This window comes from Streptomyces sp. NBC_01334, assembly GCF_035983595.1.
Taxonomy (GTDB): domain Bacteria; phylum Actinomycetota; class Actinomycetes; order Streptomycetales; family Streptomycetaceae; genus Streptomyces; species Streptomyces coriariae.
Window position 1 is genome coordinate 6,390,610 of record NZ_CP130718.1, and the last position, 21,883, is coordinate 6,412,492.

The following is a 21,883-nucleotide window of genomic DNA, read 5'->3' on the forward strand; positions in this document are numbered from 1 at the left end:
TGACCTGCTGGTTTCTCGGAGAATCCGCAGCGGTGTCAGGAGCAGACGGTCCCCGCGGCCGGCACCTTGCCGTTCAGCAGGTAGCCGTTCACGGCCGTCTGCACGCAGGTGTTCTTGCTGCCGTACGCACCGTGCCCCTGCCCCTTGTACGTCAGCTCGACCCCGACCCCGCGGCCCAGCGCGGCCACCATCTTCCGGGCCCCTTCGTACGGGGTCGCCGGGTCGCCGGTGTTGCCCACGACGAGGATCGGCGCCGACCCGGGCGCGCTCACGTCGGGATGGTCGGCGGCGCCGGGGACGGGCCAGTCGGTGCAACTGACCATGCCCCAGGCCAGGAAGTCCCCGAACAGGCTGGAGGCGGCCCGGAACTCCGGCAGCCGCTGCTGCACATAGGCGGTGGAGTAGCGGGGCTTGTCGTCGGCGCAGTTGATGGAGATGTTGGCGGCCGCGATGTTGCTGTACTCGCCGTTCTCGTTGCGGCCGTTCATCAGGTCGGACAGCAGCATGAGGATCTTGCCGTCCCCGGCGTAGGCCTGCTCCAGGCCCTCGGTGAGGTACTCCCAGAAGTCCTTCGAGTACAGCGCCTGCGCGATGCCGTTGGTCGCGGCGCTCTGGGTCAGTTCGCGCGGGAAGATGCCCGGGATCGGCTTGCCGTCCAGGCTTTCGAGGAGCCTCGCGATCCGGTCCTTCACGTCCTGCGCGGTGTCCCCGACGGGGCAGTCCTGCGTCTTGGACGTGCAGTCCTCGGCGAAGTTGTCGAGGGCGAGCTGGAACCCCTTGGCCTGTCCGAGCGAGCCCTGTTCGGACGTCTGCGTCGGGTCGACGACCGCGTCGAAGACGGCGCGTCCCACGTTCTTCGGGAACAGGTGGGCGTACACGCCGCCCAGTTCGGTGCCGTACGAGATGCCGAAGTAGTACAGCCGGTCGTCGCCGAGGACCTGCCGCATCAGGTCCATGTCCCGGGCCGCGTCCGTGGTCCGCACGTTCGGCAGCATCTTCTTCGCGTGCTTCTCGCAGGCCGCGTTGAAGTCCTTGGTGTTGTCCAGCAGAGCGGAGCGCTCGACGGCGTCGTCGGGTGTGCCGTCCTGCTGGAAGTACGCGTCGAGCTGCTGGTCGTTCTCGCATCGCACCCCGGCGCTGCGGCCGACCCCGCGCGGGTCGAAGCTGACCAGGTCGTAGCGGGTGCGCAAGGCCGTGTACTCCTCGCCGAAGGCGGGCAGGGTGGAGACGCCCGAGCCGCCGGGTCCGCCGAAGTTGAAGACCAGGGAGCCGATCCTGTCGCTCTCGTCGCCGCTCGTCCGGGCCCGGATCAGCGCGATGTCGATCGTGTCGCCCTTGGGGTCGTCCCAGTCGAGGGGCGCCTTCATGGTGGCGCACTGCCACTGGTCGCCGTCCGGCAGCGCGGAGGGGGCGCTGCCACCGCCCTCCGCCTGGGAGGGGGCCGGGCAGTCCTTCCAGCTCAGCTTCTGCGCCGTCAGGTCCTCGTCCTGCGCGTCCTCGCCGCAGCCCGCCACCATGGAGGACAGCAGCAGGGCGGTGGCGGTCACGGCGACGGCGCGCAGGCGGGAGGGGTTCGGCATGATCCCATCCTGCGGTCGCGCCCGGGCACGCGCGCGGGGCGCGGGCCGTACGAGGTACGGGCGCCGGCGTCCTCCTACAGGGCGCCCTTGCGGGTCAGGTGGTTGAAGGCCAGCCAGCCCGGCAGCACCGGCAGCCACAGCGTCAGCAGACGGAAGAGCAGCACCGCGGGAGCGGCGACCTCCTTCGGCAGACCCACGGCGATCAGACCGACCGTCAGGGTCGCCTCGACGGCCCCGACTCCGCCCGGCGTCGGGGCTGCGGAGCCGAGCGCGTTGCCGGCCAGGAAGACGACGGCGACGCTGGCGATGCTGAGCGAGGTCGACTCGTCGCCGAACGCGCGGATCGACGCGTCCAGGCACATCACGAAGCAGGCGGTGAGCAGGAGCATGCCGCCGATGCCGGTGACCAGCTTCTGCGGCCGCTGAAGCACGTCCAGCATGCGCGGCACGACACCGGCGAACAGGGACCGCACACGCGTGACGACGAACTTGCGCAGGAACGGCACCGAGGTCACCACGAGCACGAGCACCGCCACCGTGAGCAGACCCGCGATGACGGTGCGGGACGGCGACAGCGACGGCGTCTTCTCGGTACCGGTCAGATAGCCGAACGACAGCAGCATCAGGATGTGGCAGCCGAGCCCGAACAGCTGCGAGGCGCCGACACTGGCCACCGCGAGACCGGGCCGCACCCCCGCGCGCTGGAGGAAGCGGGTGTTGAGGGCGACCCCGCCGACCGCGGCCGGGGCCACGATCTTCACGAACGACCCGGCGACCTGCGCGGCCACGGTCCGCGGGAACGGCACCCGTTCCGGCACGAACCCCAGCAGGCTCATCGCCGCGGCGACGTAGCTCACCGCGGAGAACAGCACGGCCGCGGCCACCCAGCCCCACTCGGCGTTGGCGATGAGCGGACCGAACTCGATGTGGGTGAGCTGCGTCAGCAGGAAGTAGGCGCCGATGGCACCGGCGATGAAACTCATCAGGGTGCGCGGTCGCACCCGCTCCAGCCGGGCCGGCTCGACCGGCGCCTGGGGCCGGATCAGCAGCACCTCGTGCCGGATCTGCGTCAGCAGATCCTCCTCGCGGGCCTCTTCCAGCGCGTCGTCGATGGCCCGTTTCTCGGCCCGCGCCTCCGCGCGTACGGCCTTCTTGTCCGGCTTCTCGAGGACGACGGGCGCGGTGTCGTGCCCTGCCGCCTCCAGGCGCGCCTGCTTGGCCTGCTGCGAGGCCTCCAGGACCGCCTCGCGCTCCCGCTGCGCACGCTCGCGTGCCAGTCGGCGCAGCGTCGCGCGCGTGGAGCGGGTCAGCGCGATGGGCTGGAGCATCGGCAGACAGTCCGCGACCGCGTCCGGTCCGAGCACGCCCACCGCTGAGGCCACCGCCCGTTCGGCGCCCACCAGCAGGCCGAGCGTCGTCACCAGCTGGGCGACGTCCATGCGCAGCAGCAGGTCGCCGGCCGCGATCTCGCCGCCGCGCAGATCGGTGAGGATCACCGCGCCGGAACGATCCACCAGAATCGCGTCACCCGCGAGCCGGCGGTGCGCGATGCGCCGCGACTGGAGGGCCTGCACCTGGTGCCAGGTGTTGCGCAGCAGGTCGTCGGTGATCTCGTCGTCCGCCAGCGAGTCGAGGGTGCGGCCGCCGGTGTGCTCGTAGACGAGCATGACCGCGTCGGGGCCGAGCTCGGAGGTCGCGATCAGCTTCGGCGCGTTGGCGCCGGCCGCGATGGCCGCGTAGGCAAGCAGTGCCTCCTGCTCGAGGGCCTGGCGCAGCGACTGGAGGCTGCTGCGGGTGGCGAAGCCGCGCAGGGTCAGATTGCGCCACGCCCGGTAGAAGAACCCCTGGGCCTGCTGTTCCCGGTCGACGACAGTGACGTCGAGCGGTGGACCGTCCTCCAGGGTGACGAAGTACCGTCTGCCCCGGTCGCTCTCCGCCGCCTCCGGCCCCTCCTCGCGGGCGGCGCTCACCGGGCGGAAGCCGACGTGTCGCAGGCCGGCCATCAGCGTCCGTCCCGTGGGGCGCACGTTCGGGGAGCCGACCGCGTACAGCGTCCCGTACGCCACCGTCCAGCCGATCAGCACCGTGAGGATGATCGAGAACGGTGTCGTGTAGCCGGTGACGAGCATCGAGAAGGCGTCGAGGAGCAGCACGATCCACAGCACCGAGCGCCAGCGCGGCCGACGGGACATGCCGACGGCCGTCATATAGGCGATGACGGGCGCGAGGTAGCCGTGCACGGGGTCGGTGAGGGCGTGGATGTCACCGGGGGAGGGCTGGGTGAGCGCTTCCTGGATCGAGCCCGGGGCGGCCTTGGCGACCCACAGGTCGGTGGCGAGGGTCACACCGTGCGCGAGGACCGCGGCGAGGACGCCGTCGGCGATGCGCAGCCCGTCGCGTTTGATCAGCCGCTCGATCGCGAACGCGACCGGCACCAGCAGGATCGCGATGCTGGACGCCAGTCCCGCGATCTTGATGAGGAGATCGGGGGCCTGTCCGGTGCCTTTGTTGATGTCCTGTTCGAGACCCGAGGTCGTCCCGTGTGCGAAGGCGGCGATGCCCAGGAGCAGGGCCACGGCGAGCACGCCCACCAGCAGCCGCATCAGGTCGGAAGGACGGTGCACGCGCGCGGGGAGCAGCGGCTCGTCGCCCTCGACCTCGTCGATGTGCACCTCTTCCCGTGCCTCGTCGGTGGTGTCCGGGCGCGGGGCAGCGTCAGAGGTGCTTTCCGCGCCCTCAGGATGCACGCCCTGCTGCTTCATCGTCTCTTCTTGATCTCGTATCACCGGTGTCACCGCCCGCACGATGGTGGCATGCCCCACCGACACACGGGGGCATCAGGGTGCAAACGCGGGGGCGCACAGTCTGCCTGAAGCGCCGCCCGGGGGCGAGGGTCACACAGTGTCGCGGGCCCGTCGCATTGTCGGTGCCGTGGGGCAGGATGGGGCGGATGAGCGAGCAGAGCCTTCCGGACGACGCCCGCCCGGAGTACACGGACACGCTGCCGGAGTACGCCGAGCGGGTCCTCGAGGTCGCGGAGCTGATCCCGCCCGGGCGGGTCATGACGTACGGGGACGTCGCGGAGTGGCTGGAGGAGGGCGGGCCGAGACAGGTGGGCCGGGTGATGGCCCTCTACGGCGGCGCCGTCCCGTGGTGGCGAGTGGTCCGCGCGGACGGGATGCTGCTCCCGGGCCACGAGTTGCGGGCGCTGGCCTGCTACCGCGCCGAGGGCACCCCTCTGAAGCAGGCGAGCAGGGCCGCCCAGGGGCACCTGCCGCGCCTCGACATGAAGCGGGCGCGGTGGGACGGCGGCGAGCGCGCGGAAGGTCACACCTGACAGCTTCCGCCATCGGGCGGCGCGGAGGGGACCTTGTGCCCCGTACGGGGGAAACGGTGCAAAGGGGGCACGTCCGCGGCATGGCGTACGTTCGAGGGGCGAAGGACGTGTGTGGCATCCGGGCCGGGAGGAGCGTGAGGGCCGTGAGGGCCTCGGGAGAAGAATCGGAAGCCGTCCCTCCGGCCCGCTCGTCGGCGTAGCGTCGGCTGCACGCGTCCCCCTCATCCCGTGATCACCGCTCGCCCCGATCGGTGCTCCGTCAACCCGTACACCCACCAGGACCGGCGAACCACGTGAGCTCCTCTTCCTCCACCAGGCGCCTGTCGCACCCCCAGGGGCGACAGGGGGACCGTGGCGCTTACCGGCTGGTGCGTACCCCGCCGACCCGGGTGGGCCCCCCTCGTCTGGACGCCGCACAGCGCTCGGTGGTTGACCACGGTGCCGGTCCCCTGCTCGTCCTCGCAGGTCCGGGCACCGGGAAGACCACCACCCTCGTCGAGTCCGTGGCGGCCCGGATCGCCCGCGGCGGCGACCCCGAGCGCATCCTGGTGCTCACGTTCAGCCGCAAGGCCGCCGTGGAGCTGCGGGACCGGATGGCGCATCGCATGGGCGCCGCCCGCGCGCCCCAGGCGACCACCTTCCACTCGTACTGCTACGCCCTGATCCGCGCCCACCAGGACGCCGACCTGTTCGTGGAACCCCTGCGGCTGCTGTCGGGCCCCGAGCAGGACGTGGCCGTCCGCGAGCTGCTCGAGGGCCAGCTCGACCTGCAGCGGCTCGGTCTCGAGCATGTGCGCTGGCCGGACGAGCTGCGCGCCTGCCTCACCACGCGCGGCTTCGCCGACGAGGTCCGCGCGGTGCTCGCCCGCAGCCGCGAGCTGGGCCTCGACCCCGCGGCCCTGGACGCCTTCGCGCACCGCATCGGCCGCCCCGACTGGCGCGCCGCCGCCGCCTTCCTCGCCGAGTACCTCGACGTGCTCGATCTGCACGGCGTGATCGACTACGCGGAACTCGTCCACCGCGCGGTCCTCCTCGCACACCGCCCCGAGGTGGCCGAGCGGCTCGCCGCCCGGTACGACGCCGTGTTCGTCGACGAGTACCAGGACACCGACCCGGCCCAGGTCCGGCTGCTGCACGCCCTCGCCGGCGGCGGCCGCAGCCTGGTCGCCTTCGGCGACCCCGACCAGTCGATCTACACCTTCCGGGGCGCCGACGTGAACGGCATCCTGGACTTCCCCCACGACTTCCCCCGCCCCGACGGCCGTCCGGCCCCCGTCGAGGTCCTGCGCACCTCCCGCCGCTCCGGTGCCGGCCTCCTGGCCGCCACCCGGCTGCTCACCCAGCGCATGCCCCTGACCCGCCTCCCGGCCGAGAAGGTCCGCGCCCACCGCGAGCTGACCGCCGCACGCGACGGCGGCGGCGTCGAGGTCTACACGTACCCGACCCCCGGTACCGAGCTGGACAACGTCGCCGACATCCTGCGCCGCGCGCACCTGGAGGACGGCGTGCCCTGGAGCGAGATGGCCGTCCTGGTACGCGCCGGCTCCCGCACCATCCCGACGGTCCGCCGCGCCCTCACCGCCGCCGGCGTCCCCCTCGACATCGACGGCGACGATCTCCCCCTGCGCCACGAACCCGCCGTGGCACCCCTGCTGACGGCCCTGCGGGCGGTGGCGACGGCGGAGGCCTCCGCGGCGGCACCGGCGGGGGACGAGGCCCCCGCGGCCGGCGCGGACGCCTGTTGGCTGGACACCGAGACCGCCCTCACCCTTCTCGCCTCCCCGCTCGCCGGCATGGACGCCGCCGATCTGCGCCGCCTCGGCCGAGCCCTGCGCGAGGAGGAGCGCGCCGCGGGCAACGCGCTGCCGCCGCCCTCCGACGAGCTGCTCACGCGCGCCCTGGCCGAGCCGGAGCGGCTGGTCGCCCACGACCCCACGTACGCGCGCGGTGCCCAGCGCCTCGGCGCACTGCTGGCGGCGGCCCGGCAGGGCCTCGCGCGCGGCGGCACGGCCGAGGAGGCCCTGTGGGGCCTGTGGGACGGCACGCCCTGGCCCACGCGGCTGGAGCGGGCCGCCCGGCGCGGCGGCGCGGCCGGACGCAACGCCGACCGGGACCTGGACGCCGTGTGCGCGCTGTTCGCCACCGCCGCGCGCGCGGAGGAACGCACCGGCGGCCGGGGCGCCCTGAACTTCCTGGCCGAGATCGAGGCCGAGGACATCGCCGCGGACACCCTCACCCGGCGTGCCGTGCGCCCCGACGCCGTACGTCTGATGACCGCCCACCGCGCCAAGGGCCTGGAGTGGAGCCTGGTCGTCGTGGCCGGCGTCCAGGAAGGGCTGTGGCCGGACCTGCGCCGCCGGGGCTCCCTCCTGGAGGCGGACCGCATCGGGCGCGACGGACTCGCCGAGCCGCTCACCCCGGGAGCGCTGCTCGCCGAGGAGCGCCGCCTGTTCTACGTCGCCGCCACGCGCGCGCGGGAGCGGCTCGTCGTCACCGCAGTGAAGGCGCCCGCCGACGACGGCGACCAGCCCTCCCGCTTCCTGACCGAACTCGGCATCGAGCCCAAGGACGTCACCGGCCGCCCGCGCCGCCCCCTGGCGGTCGCCGCGCTGGTCGCCGAACTGCGCGCCACGACGGTCGACCCACGGGCCTCCGCCACCCTCCGGGAGGCCGCCGCCCGCCGGCTGGCCCGGCTGGCCGCGCTCGCCGACGAGGACGGCAGGCCCCTGGTGCCGTCCGCCCACCCGTACCGCTGGTGGGGCATGTTCGAGCCGACCGAGAGCAAGGTGCCGCTGCGCGACCGCGACCAGCCCGTCGTGCTCTCCGGGAGCGCCCTCGACCAGCTCGCCAACACCTGTGCCCTCCAGTGGTTCCTCGGCCGCGAGGTGAAGGCGGACGCCCCCGCCACCGTCGCCCAGGGGTTCGGCAACGTGGTGCACGTGCTCGCCGACGAGGTCGCCTCCGGGCACACCCCGGCCGACCTCGACGTCCTCATGGAGCGCCTCGACTCCGTGTGGAACGCCCTCGCCTTCGACGCCCCGTGGAAGTCCGTGCAGGAGAAGAAACACGCGCGCGTGGCGCTCGAACGCTTCCTGAAGTGGCATGTGATGGACCGCACGGGCCGCACACCGGTCGCCAGCGAACACGACTTCGACGTCACCCTCGAAGCGGGCGAGTACGAGGTACGCATCCGCGGCCAGATGGACCGCGTCGAGGCCGACGCCGAAGGCCGTGCCTACGTCGTCGACTTCAAGACCGGCAAACACGCGCCCACCGCCCGCGAGGTGGAGCGCCACCCCCAGCTCGCCGTGTACCAGCTCGCCGTCCGCGAGGGCGCCGTCGACGAGGCCTTCGACGGCGTACGGCCCGCTCCGGGCGGTGCCGAACTCGTCCAGCTGCGGCAGAGCGCCGCCAAGCGGGACGGCGGCGAGAGCCTGCCCAAGGTGCAGGCGCAGGAGGCCCTCGAGGGCGCGGCGGGGGAGTGGGTCGGTGACCTGCTCGCCACGGCGGCCGGCAAGGTCCTCGACGAGCGCTTCACGCCGACCGCGGGCCAGCAGTGCACCCACTGCGCGTTCCGCGCCTCGTGCAGCGCCCGGCCCGAGGGACGGCACGTGGTCGAGTGACAGACCCGTGTGACGGACCGCACCACTGGTGTTGACCTGCGCTTCTCTCCTTCCCTGCGGGCGATTTGTCATCGACTGTCAGTGCCCGCCGCTAGCCTCTCCCCATGCCCGCCCGTATCAGCGATCCCGAGCAGCTCAAGGAGCTCCTCGGGATCCCCTTCACCCCGGAGCAGACGGCCTGCATCACCGCGCCGCCCGCCCCGCAGGTGATCGTGGCCGGAGCCGGGTCGGGCAAGACGACGGTGATGGCCGCCCGCGTGGTGTGGCTGGTCGGCACCGGCCAGGTCGCCCCCGACCAGGTCCTCGGCCTGACCTTCACCAACAAGGCCGCCGGAGAACTCGCCGAGCGTGTCCGCAAGGCACTGGTCGAGGCGGGCGTCACCGACCCCGACCTCATCGATCCGGACAACCCGCCGGGCGAACCGGTGATCTCCACCTACCACTCCTTCGCGGGCCGCCTGCTGACCGACCACGGCCTGCGCATCGGCCTGGAGCCGACGTCCCGCCTGCTCGCCGACGCCACCCGCTACCAGCTCGCCGCCCGCGTGCTCCGCGAGGCCCCCGGCCCCTACCCGTCGCTCACCCGCTCCTTCGCCGACCTGATCAGCGACCTTCTCGCGCTCGACGCCGAACTCGCCGAACACCTCGTCCGGCCCGAGGACCTGCGCGCGTGGGACGCCGCACTGCTGAACGGCCTGGAGGGCGCCAGACTCACCAACGCCGACCTGCGCAAGGTGCCCGAGACGGCCGCCGCCCGGCGCGAACTGGCCGAGCTGGTGCTGCGCTACCGGACCGCCAAGCGGGAGCGCGACCTGCTCGACTTCGGTGACCAGATCGCCCTGGCGGCCCGGCTCGCCCAGGTTCCCGAAGTGGGCCCGATCCTGCGCGAGGAGTTCCGGGTGGTGCTCCTCGACGAGTACCAGGACACCTCGGTGGCCCAGCGCATCCTGCTGGCCGGCCTGTTCGGCGGCGGCACCGGGCACCCCGTGACCGCCGTCGGCGACCCCTGCCAGGCCATCTACGGCTGGCGTGGCGCCTCCGTGGCGAACCTCGACGACTTCCCCGAGCACTTCGCGCACACCGACGGAAGCAGGGCGCGACGCCAGTCGCTGAGCGAGAACCGCCGCAGCGGCGGCCGCCTCCTGGACCTCGCCAACGGACTCGCCGAGCCGCTGCGCGCCATGCACGCGGGCGTGGAGGCACTGCGCCCGGCCCCCGGTGCCGAACGCGACGGAGTGGTGCGCTGCGCCCTTCTGAACACGCACGCCGAGGAGATGGACTGGATCGCCGACTCCATCGCCCACCTCGTGCGCACCGGCAAGGCACCCGGTGAGATCGCCGTCCTGTGCCGTACGGCCACCGACTTCGCGGAGATCCAGGGCGCGCTGGTCGCCCGGGACATCCCCGTCGAGGTGGTGGGTCTCTCCGGTCTCCTGCACCTGCCCGAGGTCGCCGACCTGGTCGCCGTCTGCGAGGTCCTCCAGGACCCCGGCGCCAACGCCTCCCTGGTCCGCCTGCTCAGCGGCCCGCGCTGGCGCATCGGCCCCCGCGACCTCGCACTCCTGGGCCGGAGGGCACGGCTGCTCGTCACCCACGCGCGCGGGGGCGACGACGACCCGGACCGCCGGCTCGCCGAGGCCGTCGAGGGGGTGGACCCGTCCGAGGTGATATCGCTCGCGGACGCCCTCGACACCTTCCTGGAGACGCCGCTGTACGGCGACGGCGGTGCCGGGTACGACGACGGGCTGCCCTTCTCGCCGGACGCGCGCGTGCGGTTCGCGCGACTCGCCACCGAGCTGCGCGACCTGCGCCGATCCCTGGCCGACCCCCTGATGGACGTGCTGCACCGCGTCCTCGCCGTCACCGGTCTCGAGGTCGAACTGTCGGCGTCCCCGCAGGCCCTGGCCGCCCGGCGCCGCGAGACCCTGTCCAACTTCCTCGACGTCGCCGCCTCCTTCGCCGCGGGCGAGAGCCAGGCGAGTCTGCTGGCCTTCCTCGGCTTTCTGCGCACCGCCGCCCAGTACGAGAAGGGCCTCGACAACGCCCTCCCCGGCGGCGAGAACACCGTCAAGGTGCTCACCGCGCACAAGTCCAAGGGCCTGGAGTGGGACGTCGTCGCCGTCCCCGGCCTGGTCACCGGGACCTTCCCCAGCGGCCAGGGCCGCGAGAAGTGGACCGCCCAGGCCAAGGTGCTGCCGCACGAACTGCGCGGCGACGCCGACACCCTCCCCGACCTCGACTCCTGGGACGCGCGGGGCATGAAGGCCTTCCACGAGGCCATGAAGGACCACCAGCACACCGAGGAACTCCGCCTCGGGTACGTCACCTTCACCCGCCCCCGCTCCCTGCTCCTCGGCTCCGGCCACTGGTGGGGCCCCACACAGAAGAAACCCCGCGGCCCGTCGGACTTCCTCCAGGAGCTGTACCGACACTGCGCGGCCGGGCACGGCGAGATCGAGGCCTGGGCGGACGAACCCGAGGAGGAGGCGGAGAACCCCGTCCTGCACCGGCCGACGGCCGACCAGGTCTGGCCGCTCCCCCTGGACGACGACTCCCTCGCCCGCCGCCGCGCGGCCGCCGAGACCGTCCTCGCCCACCTGGAGGACCTCGCCTCGCACCAGGACGGCCACCCGGGTGCCACCCACGACCCGGACACCTACGACGACCCGGACTGGCCCCCGCCACCGGACGAGGACGAGCTCTCCTACGAGCCCGACTACGACGAGCCCGAGTACGAAAGGCCTGAGCACGACGATCCCGAGTACGGGGAGCCGCCGTACGAGGAGTCGGACCCGTTCGGGGACGCGCCCTTCGAGAACGCTCCCCCCCTCGTGCCGCACCAGGCGACGGCACCCGAGCTTCCCGTGACCCGCCCGCGCAGGCCCTCCCTCACCCCTGAGGAAGCCCGTGCCGTCGCCTCCTGGGACCGTGACCTCGACGCGCTCGCCGGCGAGCTGCTCCGCGCCCGCCGCAGCGTCACGGACGTGACTCTTCCCACGACCCTGACCGCCTCGCAGGTCCTGCGGCTGGCCGCCGACCCGGACGCTCTCGCGCAGGAACTCGCGCGCCCCATGCCGCGCCCCCCGCAACCGGCCGCGCGCCGGGGCACCCGGTTCCACGCATGGGTGGAGGCACGCTTCGAGGAGCTGACGCTTCCCCTGCTGGAACCGCACGAGCTGCCCGGCGACGACGCCGAGATCGCCGACGAACGCGACCTGGAAGCCCTCAAGGAAGCCTTCGAGAGCACCGAGTACGCCCACCGCACGCCGTACCGCGTCGAGGCCCCCTTCCAGCTGGCCCTCGCCGGCCGCGTCGTACGGGGCCGTATCGACGCGGTCTACAAGGAGGGCGACGGCGACACGGCCACCTACGACATCGTCGACTGGAAGACCCACCGGGCCCGCACCGCCGACCCCCTCCAGCTCGCTCTCTACCGGCTCGCGTGGGCCGAGCAGCAAGGTGTGCCCGTGGAATCCGTCACAGCGGCGTTTCTCTATGTACGCAGCGGCGACGTCGTACGGCCGGAGGGTCTGCCCGATCGTGCCGCCCTGGAGCGCCTGTTGACCGGGGAAGACGGTGCCGAGGACGTCCGCGGCGGACCGGCCGCGCGAGTAGACCCCGCGCAAGAGCCCGGCGAGGATGCCGGTGCGGGCCGATAGGCTCGTGACCATGAGCCATACCGTTGACAGTGCCGTCAGCGCAGTCCGCACGTACATCGAGCAGCACCGCGATGCCTTCCTCGACGACCTCGCCGAATGGCTGCGCATCCCGTCGGTGTCGGCACAGCCCGACCACGCCCCCGACGTGCGGCGCAGCGCGGACTGGCTCGCGGCCAAGCTCAAGGAGACCGGCTTCCCGACCGTCGAGGTCTGGCAGACGCCGGGCGCTCCGGCCGTCTACGCGGAGTGGCCGTCCGGCGATCCGCAGGCTCCCACCGTCCTGGTCTACGGCCATCACGACGTGCAGCCCGCCGCCCGCGAGGACGGCTGGGACACCGACCCCTTCGAGCCCGTCGTCCGCGGAAACCGCCTGTACGCGCGGGGAGCGGCCGACGACAAGGGCCAGGTCTTCTTCCACACCCTCGGTGTCCGCGCCCATCTCGCCGCCACCGGCCGTCAGGCCCCGGCCGTCGGCCTCAAGCTGCTGATCGAGGGCGAGGAGGAGTCCAGCTCCCCGAACTTCCGCGCCCTCGTCGAGGAGCGGGCGGACCGGCTCGCCGCGGACGCCGTGATCGTCTCCGACACCGGGATGTGGTCCGAGGACACCCCCACGGTGTGCACCGGCATGCGCGGCCTCGCCGAGTGCGAGATCCGGTTGTCCGGCCCCGACCAGGACATCCACTCGGGCTCCTTCGGCGGTGCCGTGCCCAACCCCGCCACCGCGGCCGCCCGCCTGGTCGCGGCCCTGCACGACGAGCACGCGCGCGTGGCCGTTCCCGGCTTCTACGACGGCATCGTCGAACTCACCGACCGCGAGCGCGAGCTCTTCGCCGAGCTGCCGTTCGACGAGGACCGGTGGCTGCGCACCGCCAGGTCGCGCGCCACCCACGGCGAGGCCGGACACACCACCCTGGAGCGCGTCTGGGCCCGCCCCACCGCCGAGGTCAACGGCATCGGCGGCGGCTACCAGGGCCCGGGCAGCAAGACGATCATTCCGTCCTCGGCCTTCGTGAAGCTGTCGTTCCGGCTGGTCGCCGGTCAGGACCCCGCGCACGTGGAGAAGGCCGTCCGCGCCTGGGCCGCCGAGCAGCTGCCCGCCGGGATCCGGCACGAGATCACGTTCAGCCCGGCCACGCGCCCGTGTCTGACCCCGCTGGACCACCCGGCGCTACGGTCCGTGGTCCGCGCCATGGGCCGTGCCTTCGAGGGGCCCGTCCGCTTCACCCGGGAGGGCGGCTCGGGACCGGCCGCCGACCTTCAGGAGGTCCTCGGCGCCCCCGTGCTCTTCCTGGGCATCTCCGTCCCCTCGGACGGCTGGCACGCGCCGAACGAGAAGGTCGAGCTGGACCTCCTCCTCAAGGGCGTCGAGACCACCGCGTACCTCTGGGGCGACCTGGCCGAGAACTGGCGCCGTGCGCCCTGACGCCCCCGCACGGTCCGGAGCGGACATGCGCGCGGGGCACACTGGACAGACCGCCCCGCACCGCGACACCGCACCGAAACCGGTCGCCCTCTGCCGTACGTCCCGCTGAACCGCCCGCCGAAACAACCGTTCCACCGGGGGAGTTGGAAGTACCCGTGACCACCTGGACCGACCAGAACGCCGATCGACCCATCTCGCTCACCGCGCCGAGCGGTGTCGACCGGGCCGCCCACCACCGGCTCGACGAGGCCTGGCTCGCCGCGGCGTGGAGCCACCCCACGACACGCTGTTTCGTCGTCTCCGGCGGCCAGGTCCTCATCGACGAGACGTCCGAAGGCCACACCGAGCTCGTCATGACCCCGTCGTTCGAGGCGCCCCTCACCGAGGCGCACCGATACTTCCTGGGGACCGACGAGGACGGCGTCAGCTACTTCGCCCTCCAGAAGGACGCGCTCCCCGGCCGTATCGACCAGTCCGCGCGCCCGGCCGGTCTGCGCGAGGCCGGACTGCTGCTGTCGCCGCGCGAGACGGGACTGATGGTCCACGCGGTGGCCCTGGAGAACTGGCAGCGCCTGCACCGCTTCTGCTCCCGCTGCGGCGAGCGCACGGTGATCGCCGCGGCCGGCCACATCCGCCGCTGCCCCGCCTGCGGTGCCGAGCACTACCCGCGGACCGACCCCGCGGTGATCATGGCCGTCACGGACGAGGAGGACCGCATCCTCCTCGGTCGCCAGGTCCACTGGCCCGAGGGCCGCTTCTCGACCCTGGCCGGCTTCGTCGAGCCCGGCGAGTCCATCGAGCAGTCCGTACGCCGCGAGGTCTTCGAGGAGGCCGGCATCACCGTCGGCCAGGTCGACTACATCGCCAGCCAGCCCTGGCCCTTCCCGTCCAGCCTCATGCTGGGCTTCATGGCCCGCGCCACGTCCACCGACATCAACGTCGACGGCGACGAGATCCACGAGGCCCGCTGGTTCTCCCGCGACGAACTCGGCGCCGCCTTCGAGGCCGGCGAGGTGCTGCCCCCCTACGGCATCTCCATCGCGGCCCGGCTGATCGAGCTCTGGTACGGCAAGCCGCTGCCGACCCGCAGCTTCATCTGACCCACGACGCGAGAAGGGCGGTCCCCCGACACCTCGGGGGACCGCCCTTCTCGCGTGCGGCTGCGTGCCGAACGCGGTTACGCGCCGATCTTCTGCTTCACCTGCGCCAGCGACGGGTTCGTCAGCGTGGAGCCGTCGGGGAACAGCACGGTCGGAACCGTCTGGTTTCCGCCATTGGCCTTCTCCACGAACGCCGCGGACTGCGGGTCCTGCTCGATGTTGATCTCGGTGTATCCGATGCCCTCGCGGTCGAGCTGCTTCTTCAGCCGCTGGCAGTAGCCGCACCACGTGGTGCTGTACATCGTCACAGTGCCCAGCATGTCTTTTGTGCTCCTTCGGCGGGTCGGGGCAGGTGGTCGCAGTGGGAGAACGTACTTGAAAGGGCCACCATTCCCGTCGGCCCCCATTCCCGCCGGTCGTCGGTCCCGCGGCTGCCCCCGAGGGTGTGTTCCCTCGAGGCACGGACCTCCGAGGGTGACACGCGCCGCATTAATACGACTGCGAGGGCCCACCTGTGGACAACCGGCTCGCCCGTCTCCGCCGACCTGGCAGCATGGCCATGTGACAGCAGCAACGCACTCCCCCCTCTTCCCGCAGGTACCGGACTCGGCCGACGCGGTGCTCGAAGGGCTCGACCCCGAGCAGCGCGAGGTGGCCACCGCCCTGCACGGTCCGGTGTGCGTGCTGGCAGGAGCGGGCACGGGCAAGACCCGGGCGATCACCCACCGCATCGCCTACGGGGTGCGCGCCGGCATCCTGAACCCCTCCAGCGTGCTGGCCGTCACCTTCACCAACCGTGCCGCCGGAGAGATGCGGGGCCGGCTGCGCCTGCTCGGCGCCCAGGGCGTCCAGGCCCGCACCTTCCACTCCGCGGCCCTGCGTCAGCTTCAGTACTTCTGGCCGAAAGCGATCGGTGGCTCCCTGCCCCGACTCGTCGACCGCAAGATCCAGCTCGTCGCCGACGCGGCGGCCGCCTGTCGCATCCGTCTCGACCGGGGTGAGCTGCGGGACACCACCGCGGAGATCGAGTGGTCCAAGGTCACCCAGACCGTTCCCGCCGACTACGCCCTGTCCGCCGCCAAGGCGGGCCGCGCGATCCCCCGCGACCCCGCCGAGATCGCCCAGCTCTACGCGGCCTACGAGGACCTCAAGCGGCAGCGCGGGGTCATCGACTTCGAGGACGTCCTGCTGCTGACCGTCGCCGTCCTCCAGGACCGGCACGACATCGCCGAGCAGGTCCGCGCCCAGTACCAGCACTTCGTGGTCGACGAGTACCAGGACGTCAGCCCGCTCCAGCAACGCCTGCTCGAGCTGTGGCTCGGCGAGCGGGACGACCTGTGCGTGGTCGGGGACGCCAGCCAGACGATCTACTCCTTCACCGGAGCCACCCCCGACCACCTGCTCGACTTCCGCACCCGCCACCCCGGCGCCACCGTCGTCAAGCTGGTCCGCGACTACCGCTCCACCCCCCAGGTCGTCCACCTCGCCAACGGTCTGCTCTCCCAGGCCCGGGGCCGCGCCGCGGACCACCGTCTGGAGCTCGTCTCCCAGCGTGGCCCGGGACCCGAGCCCGGCTACGGCGAGTACGCCGACGAGCCCGCCGAGGCCGAGGGCGCGGCCCGCCGGATCCGCGAGCTTCTCGACGTCGGCGTGCCGGCCGCGGAGATCGCCGTCCTGTTCCGCACCAACGCGCAGTCGGAGACGTACGAGCAGGCCCTCGCCGACCGCGGCATCCCGTACCAGCTGCGCGGCGCGGAGCGCTTCTTCGACCGCCCCGAGGTCCGCAAGGCGGGCGTCGCCCTGCGCGGCGCGGCCCGCTTCGGCGGCAACGACACCCTCCTCGAGGACGCCGTCGACCTGCCCTCCCAGGTACGCGCCGTCCTGTCGGGGGAGGGCTGGACCCCACAGCCGCCGGCCGGCTCCGGAGCCGTCAGAGAACGCTGGGAGTCGCTGGCCGCGCTGGTCAGCCTCGCGCAGGACTTCGCCGCCGCGCAGTCCGGCGCCACCCTCGCCGACCTGGTCGCCGAGCTGGACGAACGGGCGAACGCCCAGCACGCCCCGACCGTCCAGGGCGTCACCCTGGCCTCCCTGCACTCGGCCAAGGGCCTGGAGTGGGATGTCGTGTTCCTGGTCGGCGTCGCCGAGGGCATGATGCCGATCACCTACGCCAAGACCGACGAGCAGATCGAGGAGGAGCGCCGCCTCCTCTACGTCGGGGTCACCCGGGCCCGGGAGCGCCTGCATGTCTCCTGGGCGCTCTCCCGCTCGCCGGGCGGCCGTCCGAGCCGCCGCCCCAGCCGGTTCCTCGACGGCCTGCGTCCCGGTTCGGGCGCCGCCGCCGGCCGCGGTGGCAGCGGGGGCGTCGCGGGCACCGGAGGCATCGAGCGCGGCTTCACCGGTGCCGCGGCGGGCGCCCCGGTCGAGCGGCGCCGGACCCAGCGGACCCCGGCCCGCTGCCGGGTCTGCGGGCGCACCCTGACCGACGCCGGCGAGATGAAGCTGATGCGCTGCGAGGAGTGCCCCTCCGACATGGACGAGGGGCTGTACGAACGGCTGCGCGACTGGCGGGCGGTCCAGGCACAGCAGGCGGGACAGCCCGCGTTCTGTGTCTTCACCGACAAGACTCTGATGGCGATCGCCGAGACCGTCCCCGAGGAGGAGGGCGAGCTCGCGCGGATCCCGGGGGTCGGCGTCCGCAAGCTCAACCGCTACGGAGCCGATGTCCTGGCCATCTGCGCAGGCCAAGAGGTCGAAGGGGACGACGAGGGGGACTGAGGGCGGACGGCTGGGCAACTGATCCGAACTCGTCGAAAAAATAGTTTGCGCATGCCCCGGCAATCCCCATAGGTTCTTAGACACGGGAACGGCGGCCTTCTCGAAGGCCCTGATTCCGTGCTGTACTTGCATACCCGCCGGACCGGATTCACCCCGGTCCCCCGAGACGCCGAGAGGAGGCGATTCCAGTGATCATCATCAACCGCAGCTCCACCGCCAAACTGACCGATCCCTCGGTCGTCTCCGTGTGCATGCTCGACGCCTCGATCCTGGGCACCGGTCTGTCCGGCATTCGTGCCGACCGGCCGGCGTCCTCCTCCGTTGCCTCCGTGGTTCTTCCCAGCCGCGAGCGCAATGAGCGACCGACCGAGGCACTGGAAGCAGTAGGGGCACAGGCGCACGCCTATGCCTTTACGGCAGCCGGTGCCGGAGCCCGGAAGCAGACGACGCAGCACCACCTGATGTGGGCCTTCCGTGGGCCAGAACCCTGGAGTGATCCAGCCTGATCGTCGATCAGGCCGGCGCCTTCAGGGCCGCGGAACCCACCCGGGATCCGCGGCCCTTCTGTTTGCCCCGAACCCGGGGACAGCGGAGCGAAGGGGCCTCGGGACAAGAAAAGACCCGGTACCCAGCCGACACCCGGTCCTACAGGACCGGACCGACAGACGAGGAAAGACGAACCGTGCAACTCGAAGCGCACGCCCCGTCAGTACCGCCTTCCGAAACGATCCCCCCGCCCGGCCTCACGGAGGACTCCACCTTGACCCCGCTCACGGCGCTCACCGCGCTCGACGACGCCATCGAGAACCTCGGCGTACCCGTCCCCTGCCGCTCCTACGACCCGGAGGTCTTCTTCGCCGAGTCGCCGGCCGACGTCGAGTACGCCAAGTCCCTCTGCCGTACCTGCCCGCTGATGGAGGCCTGCCTCGCCGGCGCCAAGGAGCGGCGCGAGCCCTGGGGCGTCTGGGGTGGCGAGCTGTTCGTCCAGGGAGTTGTCGTCGCCCGGAAGCGGCCGCGTGGCCGCCCGCGCAAGAACCCGGTCACGGCATGAACACCGCAGGAACGATCGACCGTCCCCTCACGCAAGACCCCAAGAAGCAGGCCCCGATGAAGCCGTTCCCCAGCGAGCCCGCAGGCTCCGCGATCGAAGACATCACCACCACCGGCGCGTACGACTCGCGTCAGAACAGGACACGCGAGATGCAACTCATCCCAGAAGCCCTGGCTCGTGCGCATATGCACGACCGACTGCACGAGGCCGAGCGGGAACGCCGGGCACTGCGCCTGGCGACCGCTCGCCGGATGCAGCGACGGGCCGAGCGCGCCTCGCTGCGCGCCCGGCGGGCGCTCGCCATGGCCGTGATGCAGTAACCACACCCACCTGAAGCGGTGGCCTCCCGACAGGGGAGGCGAAGCTCTCCCCGCGGGGGCCGGTCCGTCCGAACGGACCGGCCCCCGCGGTGCGTTGCGCGGAGGATCCACCGTCCCGGAGTTATCGTCGCGAAGATGACGAGTCCTCCCGGAGACGGTGACCGAGGCGCTTCCCCGACAGAGCCCCGCCCCCTCGTGTGTGCCCGCTGCGGTGCCCGGGCCGAGGAGCCCCCGCCCGTCACCTGGACCTGCTCCGTGGAGAACGGTGTCCGGCGCTATTTCTGCGAGGCCTGCGCCCGCGAGAACCTCAGGGCGATCGAAGGCCGACTGGACTCGGAGTGGTGGTGAATCACGTCACAGTCCGGTCAGGAGCCCCAGGCGCTCACGCCTCCGCGACCGACTCCTCCGCCTCGAAGGCCTCCAGGACGTCCGCCGCGAGGAAGCCGGGCAGCCACTCCTCCAGCTCCTCGCGCAGCCGCACCGTCGCGCCGAGCTGGCACAGCACGCCGATCGTGCTGAGCGTCACCCGGTGTATCAGCAGATAGGCCGGCGGCAGGTTGAGCTGCTTGCCCAGCTGATGCGCGGGGGAGCGGGGATCGGCGATCCGGGCCGCCTGGCTGCGCATCCAGCCACGGCTGAAGGTGAACTCCTCGACCTGGGCGGGCTCGATGATCGGCAGGAGGTAGTCGAGGACCGCGTCGGGATCCAGCTCGATGGAGTCCTTGACGAAGCCCTCCGTGCGCAGGAGTTCGTAGACCGCCTCCGCGTCACCGTCGAGGGTCATGCGCAGGGACTCGCCGATCGGGTCCGGCAGACCACCCGGGAGCCGGTCCACGGTGCCGAAGTCCAGGACGCCCAGGCGCCAGTCGTCCTCGCCGTCCGGTCCGCCCGGCAGGAGGCGGAAGTTTCCGGGGTGCGGGTCGGCGTGGAGCAGGCCGGTGCGGGCCGGGCCGGAGAAGAGGAACCGGGACAGCAACTGGCCGGCCCGGTCGCGCTGCTCCTGGGTGCCGTCGGTGATCACCTCGGACAGGGGTACACCGTCGATCCACTCGGTGACCAGGACCTGCTCGCGCTGGTGGACCACCGCCGGGATCACCACGTCGGGATCGCCGGCGAACTCCTCCGCGTGGGCCTGCTGAGCCTGTGCCTCCAGGCTGTAGTCGAGCTCCTCGGAGACCCGGTCCTTGAGCTCGGCGATCAGCGGCTTGACGTCCATACCCGGGATCAGGGGGCCCAACAGGCGTGCGAAACGGCTGAGTTGGTTGAGGTCGGACAGCAAGGCCTCACCCGCCCCGGGGTATTGGACCTTGACGGCGACCTCCCGGCCGTCGTGCCACACCGCTCGGTGCACCTGGCCGATCGAGGCCGCCGCGGCCGGCTTGTCGTCGAACTCCAGGAACAGCTCGGGCCAGTTCTCGCCGAGCCGCTCCGCGAGCACGGAGTGCATCGTGCGGGTCGGCATCGGCGGCGCCGCGTCCTGGAGCTTGGTGAGGGCCGCGCGGTAAGGGCCGGCGACCTCCTCGGGCAGGGCGGACTCGAAGACGGACATGGCCTGCCCGAACTTCATCGCACCGCCCTTCAGCTCGCCCAGCACCTTGAACAGCTGCTCGGCGGTGCGCTGCTGCAGTTCGCGGCCGACGATCTCCGCGGACTCGCCCACGATCCGCTTGCCCAGACCCCAGGTCGCCCGCCCGGCGAAGCCGAGCGGGAGCGCGGCGAGTTTGGCGGTCCGGGTGACCGCCTTCCGGGGAAGATCAGACATGCGCCCTCCAAGTACCGGCCAGCCGCGCGGCGTCCGTCGTACGGCAGAACTCCTGCGAATGCTGCACTGCCATTGTCGCGTGCGTTCCCCGGTCCTCGGAGATGTGTTCCTGCTTACCTTTCCCCGCGGCCCCGCACAGACAGGCGGAATGGGGCCATACCGGACGGGCGTGCCACTGGAGGGCGGGAACGGAAATCTCCCAGCGGGCGCCGGCGCTCGACGGGGTCCGGCCGTCGAGAAAGGTGAGTGCATGGGCGGCCGCCAGCCCGGCGACGGTCGTGGCCAGCGTCACATCGCAGGCGTGCGCCGCGCGCCTTCTCCCGGAGTGCCACTGGGCGACCAGCCGCGGCCAGGCCGGATCCCGGTCGGTGCGCTCCAGATGGAGACAGCCCGCGCAGCCCGTCTCGCCCGGCAGCACGAGCGGGCCGACGACGCCCGTCCCTTCAACGACCCCGGCGTAGAGGTGCGGTGTGCCCGAGGCGATCAGAGGCTCCGCCGCCGAGGGGGCGGGCGCGTGCACGGACACGTCGTCCCGCGGGGCGATGATCACGAGCGAGAGGCCGGGGGTGTCCGCCTCGGCCGGTGACCCCGGGCCTCTGCGGGGTGCGGGGCCCGGGGCGGCCCGGCGTACGGCGCGGCGGGCGGACTCGTCCCGGCGCTCGCCGACCGACTCGGCGGACAGGCCGCCCGGTGCGATGTCCCCCGGCTCGACCCGGCCGCCGTCCCGCACGTTCACCTCGCCGACCCCCGCACCCGAGAGCAGCGCCGCCAGCGCCACCCCGACCCGGCCCGCGCCCCGCACCTGGACCCGCAGCCGGCGCCGGACGGCCAGGTGCTCGATCGCGTCGCCCGGCTCCGCGGCGATGAGGGACAGCGCGGCGAGGTCGGGGCGCAGCCGGTCCAGGACCTCTTTCCGCTCCCGCAGATCGGCGGCCTCCGGCCCGCCGCCGCGCGCGTCGTCGAGCAGTCCCGCCCGCGCCAGCCGCTCCACCAGCCGGTCGACATGGCCGTCGGGCAGGGCCATGCGGCGGCCCTCCTCGCGCAGCAGCTCCAGTCCGCGCGTGCCGTCCAGCAGATCGAGGAAACTGCCCGTCGCCGTGTCCACCGGGCCCAGTGTCAGCGCGTGCGCCGGTGTCATCCCGAACTGCACGGTGTTGAGGTCACGCCAGCCGCGCCGCAGCGCGGGCTTCACCATCGGATGCATCAAAGGCCCCCGTATGCCTTATGCCTGGAAACTCCCCGTCACATCGGCG

At 72.5% G+C, this 21,883-nt stretch carries 15 protein-coding genes; 10 read left to right on the forward strand and 5 right to left on the reverse strand.

Annotated features, from left to right (window positions below):
• Positions 1–35 precede the first annotated feature (35 nt).
• The gene (locus tag OG736_RS28835) at positions 36–1,580 is read right to left on the reverse strand and encodes an alpha/beta hydrolase (protein WP_327184986.1); all 1,545 of its coding nucleotides are present in this window, start codon (positions 1,578–1,580) and stop codon (positions 36–38) included.
• A 74-nt stretch (positions 1,581–1,654) separates the two neighbouring features.
• The gene (locus OG736_RS28840) at positions 1,655–4,342 is read right to left on the reverse strand and encodes a lysylphosphatidylglycerol synthase domain-containing protein (protein ID WP_327184987.1); all 2,688 of its coding nucleotides are present in this window, start codon (positions 4,340–4,342) and stop codon (positions 1,655–1,657) included.
• 188 nt (positions 4,343–4,530) lie between these two features.
• Here OG736_RS28840 and OG736_RS28845 point away from each other — a divergent pair, with 188 nt between their 5' ends.
• From OG736_RS28845 to nudC, 5 genes are all read left to right on the forward strand, one after another.
• Positions 4,531–4,917 (forward strand): MGMT family protein, encoded by a 387-nt coding sequence (locus OG736_RS28845; protein WP_057603306.1) that lies wholly within the window; start codon positions 4,531–4,533, stop codon positions 4,915–4,917.
• Positions 4,918–5,210: 293 nt separating this feature from the next.
• Positions 5,211–8,540, forward strand: coding sequence for an ATP-dependent helicase (locus tag OG736_RS28850; RefSeq protein ID WP_327184988.1), 3,330 nt, complete (start codon positions 5,211–5,213; stop codon positions 8,538–8,540).
• 104 nt (positions 8,541–8,644) lie between these two features.
• Positions 8,645–12,199, forward strand: a complete 3,555-nt coding sequence (locus tag OG736_RS28855; protein ID WP_327184989.1) for an ATP-dependent helicase — start codon at positions 8,645–8,647, stop codon at positions 12,197–12,199.
• Between the two features lie 10 nt (positions 12,200–12,209).
• On the forward strand, positions 12,210–13,622 hold the full coding sequence (locus tag OG736_RS28860) for a dipeptidase (protein WP_327184990.1): 1,413 nt from the start codon (positions 12,210–12,212) through the stop codon (positions 13,620–13,622).
• A gap of 155 nt (positions 13,623–13,777) precedes the next feature.
• Positions 13,778–14,722, forward strand: a complete 945-nt coding sequence (nudC, locus tag OG736_RS28865; protein WP_327184991.1) for an NAD(+) diphosphatase — start codon at positions 13,778–13,780, stop codon at positions 14,720–14,722.
• Between the two features lie 77 nt (positions 14,723–14,799).
• On the opposite strand, the gene OG736_RS28870 is transcribed toward nudC, so the two are convergent.
• Positions 14,800–15,042: a mycoredoxin gene (locus tag OG736_RS28870; protein WP_020130808.1), complete on the reverse strand. Its 243-nt coding sequence runs from the start codon at positions 15,040–15,042 to the stop codon at positions 14,800–14,802.
• Positions 15,043–15,283: 241 nt separating this feature from the next.
• On the opposite strand from OG736_RS28870, the gene OG736_RS28875 reads away from it, so the two are divergent.
• The 5 genes from OG736_RS28875 to OG736_RS28895 all read left to right on the forward strand — a co-directional run bounded on the left by OG736_RS28875 (position 15,284) and on the right by OG736_RS28895 (position 19,216).
• The gene (locus OG736_RS28875; protein ID WP_327184992.1) at positions 15,284–17,497 is read left to right on the forward strand and encodes an ATP-dependent DNA helicase UvrD2; all 2,214 of its coding nucleotides are present in this window, start codon (positions 15,284–15,286) and stop codon (positions 17,495–17,497) included.
• Between the two features lie 188 nt (positions 17,498–17,685).
• Positions 17,686–18,003, forward strand: coding sequence for a hypothetical protein (locus tag OG736_RS28880; RefSeq protein WP_327184993.1), 318 nt, complete (start codon positions 17,686–17,688; stop codon positions 18,001–18,003).
• 176 nt (positions 18,004–18,179) lie between these two features.
• The gene (locus tag OG736_RS28885) at positions 18,180–18,548 is read left to right on the forward strand and encodes a WhiB family transcriptional regulator (protein ID WP_005480495.1); all 369 of its coding nucleotides are present in this window, start codon (positions 18,180–18,182) and stop codon (positions 18,546–18,548) included.
• Positions 18,545–18,868, forward strand: a complete 324-nt coding sequence (locus OG736_RS28890; RefSeq protein ID WP_020130806.1) for a putative WhiB-interacting protein — start codon at positions 18,545–18,547, stop codon at positions 18,866–18,868. The genes OG736_RS28885 and OG736_RS28890 overlap by 4 nt, the downstream gene beginning before the upstream one ends.
• A 135-nt stretch (positions 18,869–19,003) precedes the next feature.
• Positions 19,004–19,216, forward strand: a complete 213-nt coding sequence (locus OG736_RS28895; protein ID WP_327184994.1) for a hypothetical protein — start codon at positions 19,004–19,006, stop codon at positions 19,214–19,216.
• A 34-nt stretch (positions 19,217–19,250) separates the two neighbouring features.
• On the opposite strand, the gene OG736_RS28900 is transcribed toward OG736_RS28895, so the two are convergent.
• Both OG736_RS28900 and OG736_RS28905 read right to left on the reverse strand, forming a co-directional pair.
• On the reverse strand, positions 19,251–20,630 hold the full coding sequence (locus OG736_RS28900) for an ABC1 kinase family protein (RefSeq protein WP_327184995.1): 1,380 nt from the start codon (positions 20,628–20,630) through the stop codon (positions 19,251–19,253).
• Positions 20,623–21,834, reverse strand: a complete 1,212-nt coding sequence (locus OG736_RS28905; RefSeq protein WP_327184996.1) for a TOMM precursor leader peptide-binding protein — start codon at positions 21,832–21,834, stop codon at positions 20,623–20,625. The genes OG736_RS28900 and OG736_RS28905 overlap by 8 nt, the downstream gene beginning before the upstream one ends.
• Positions 21,835–21,883 lie beyond the last annotated feature (49 nt).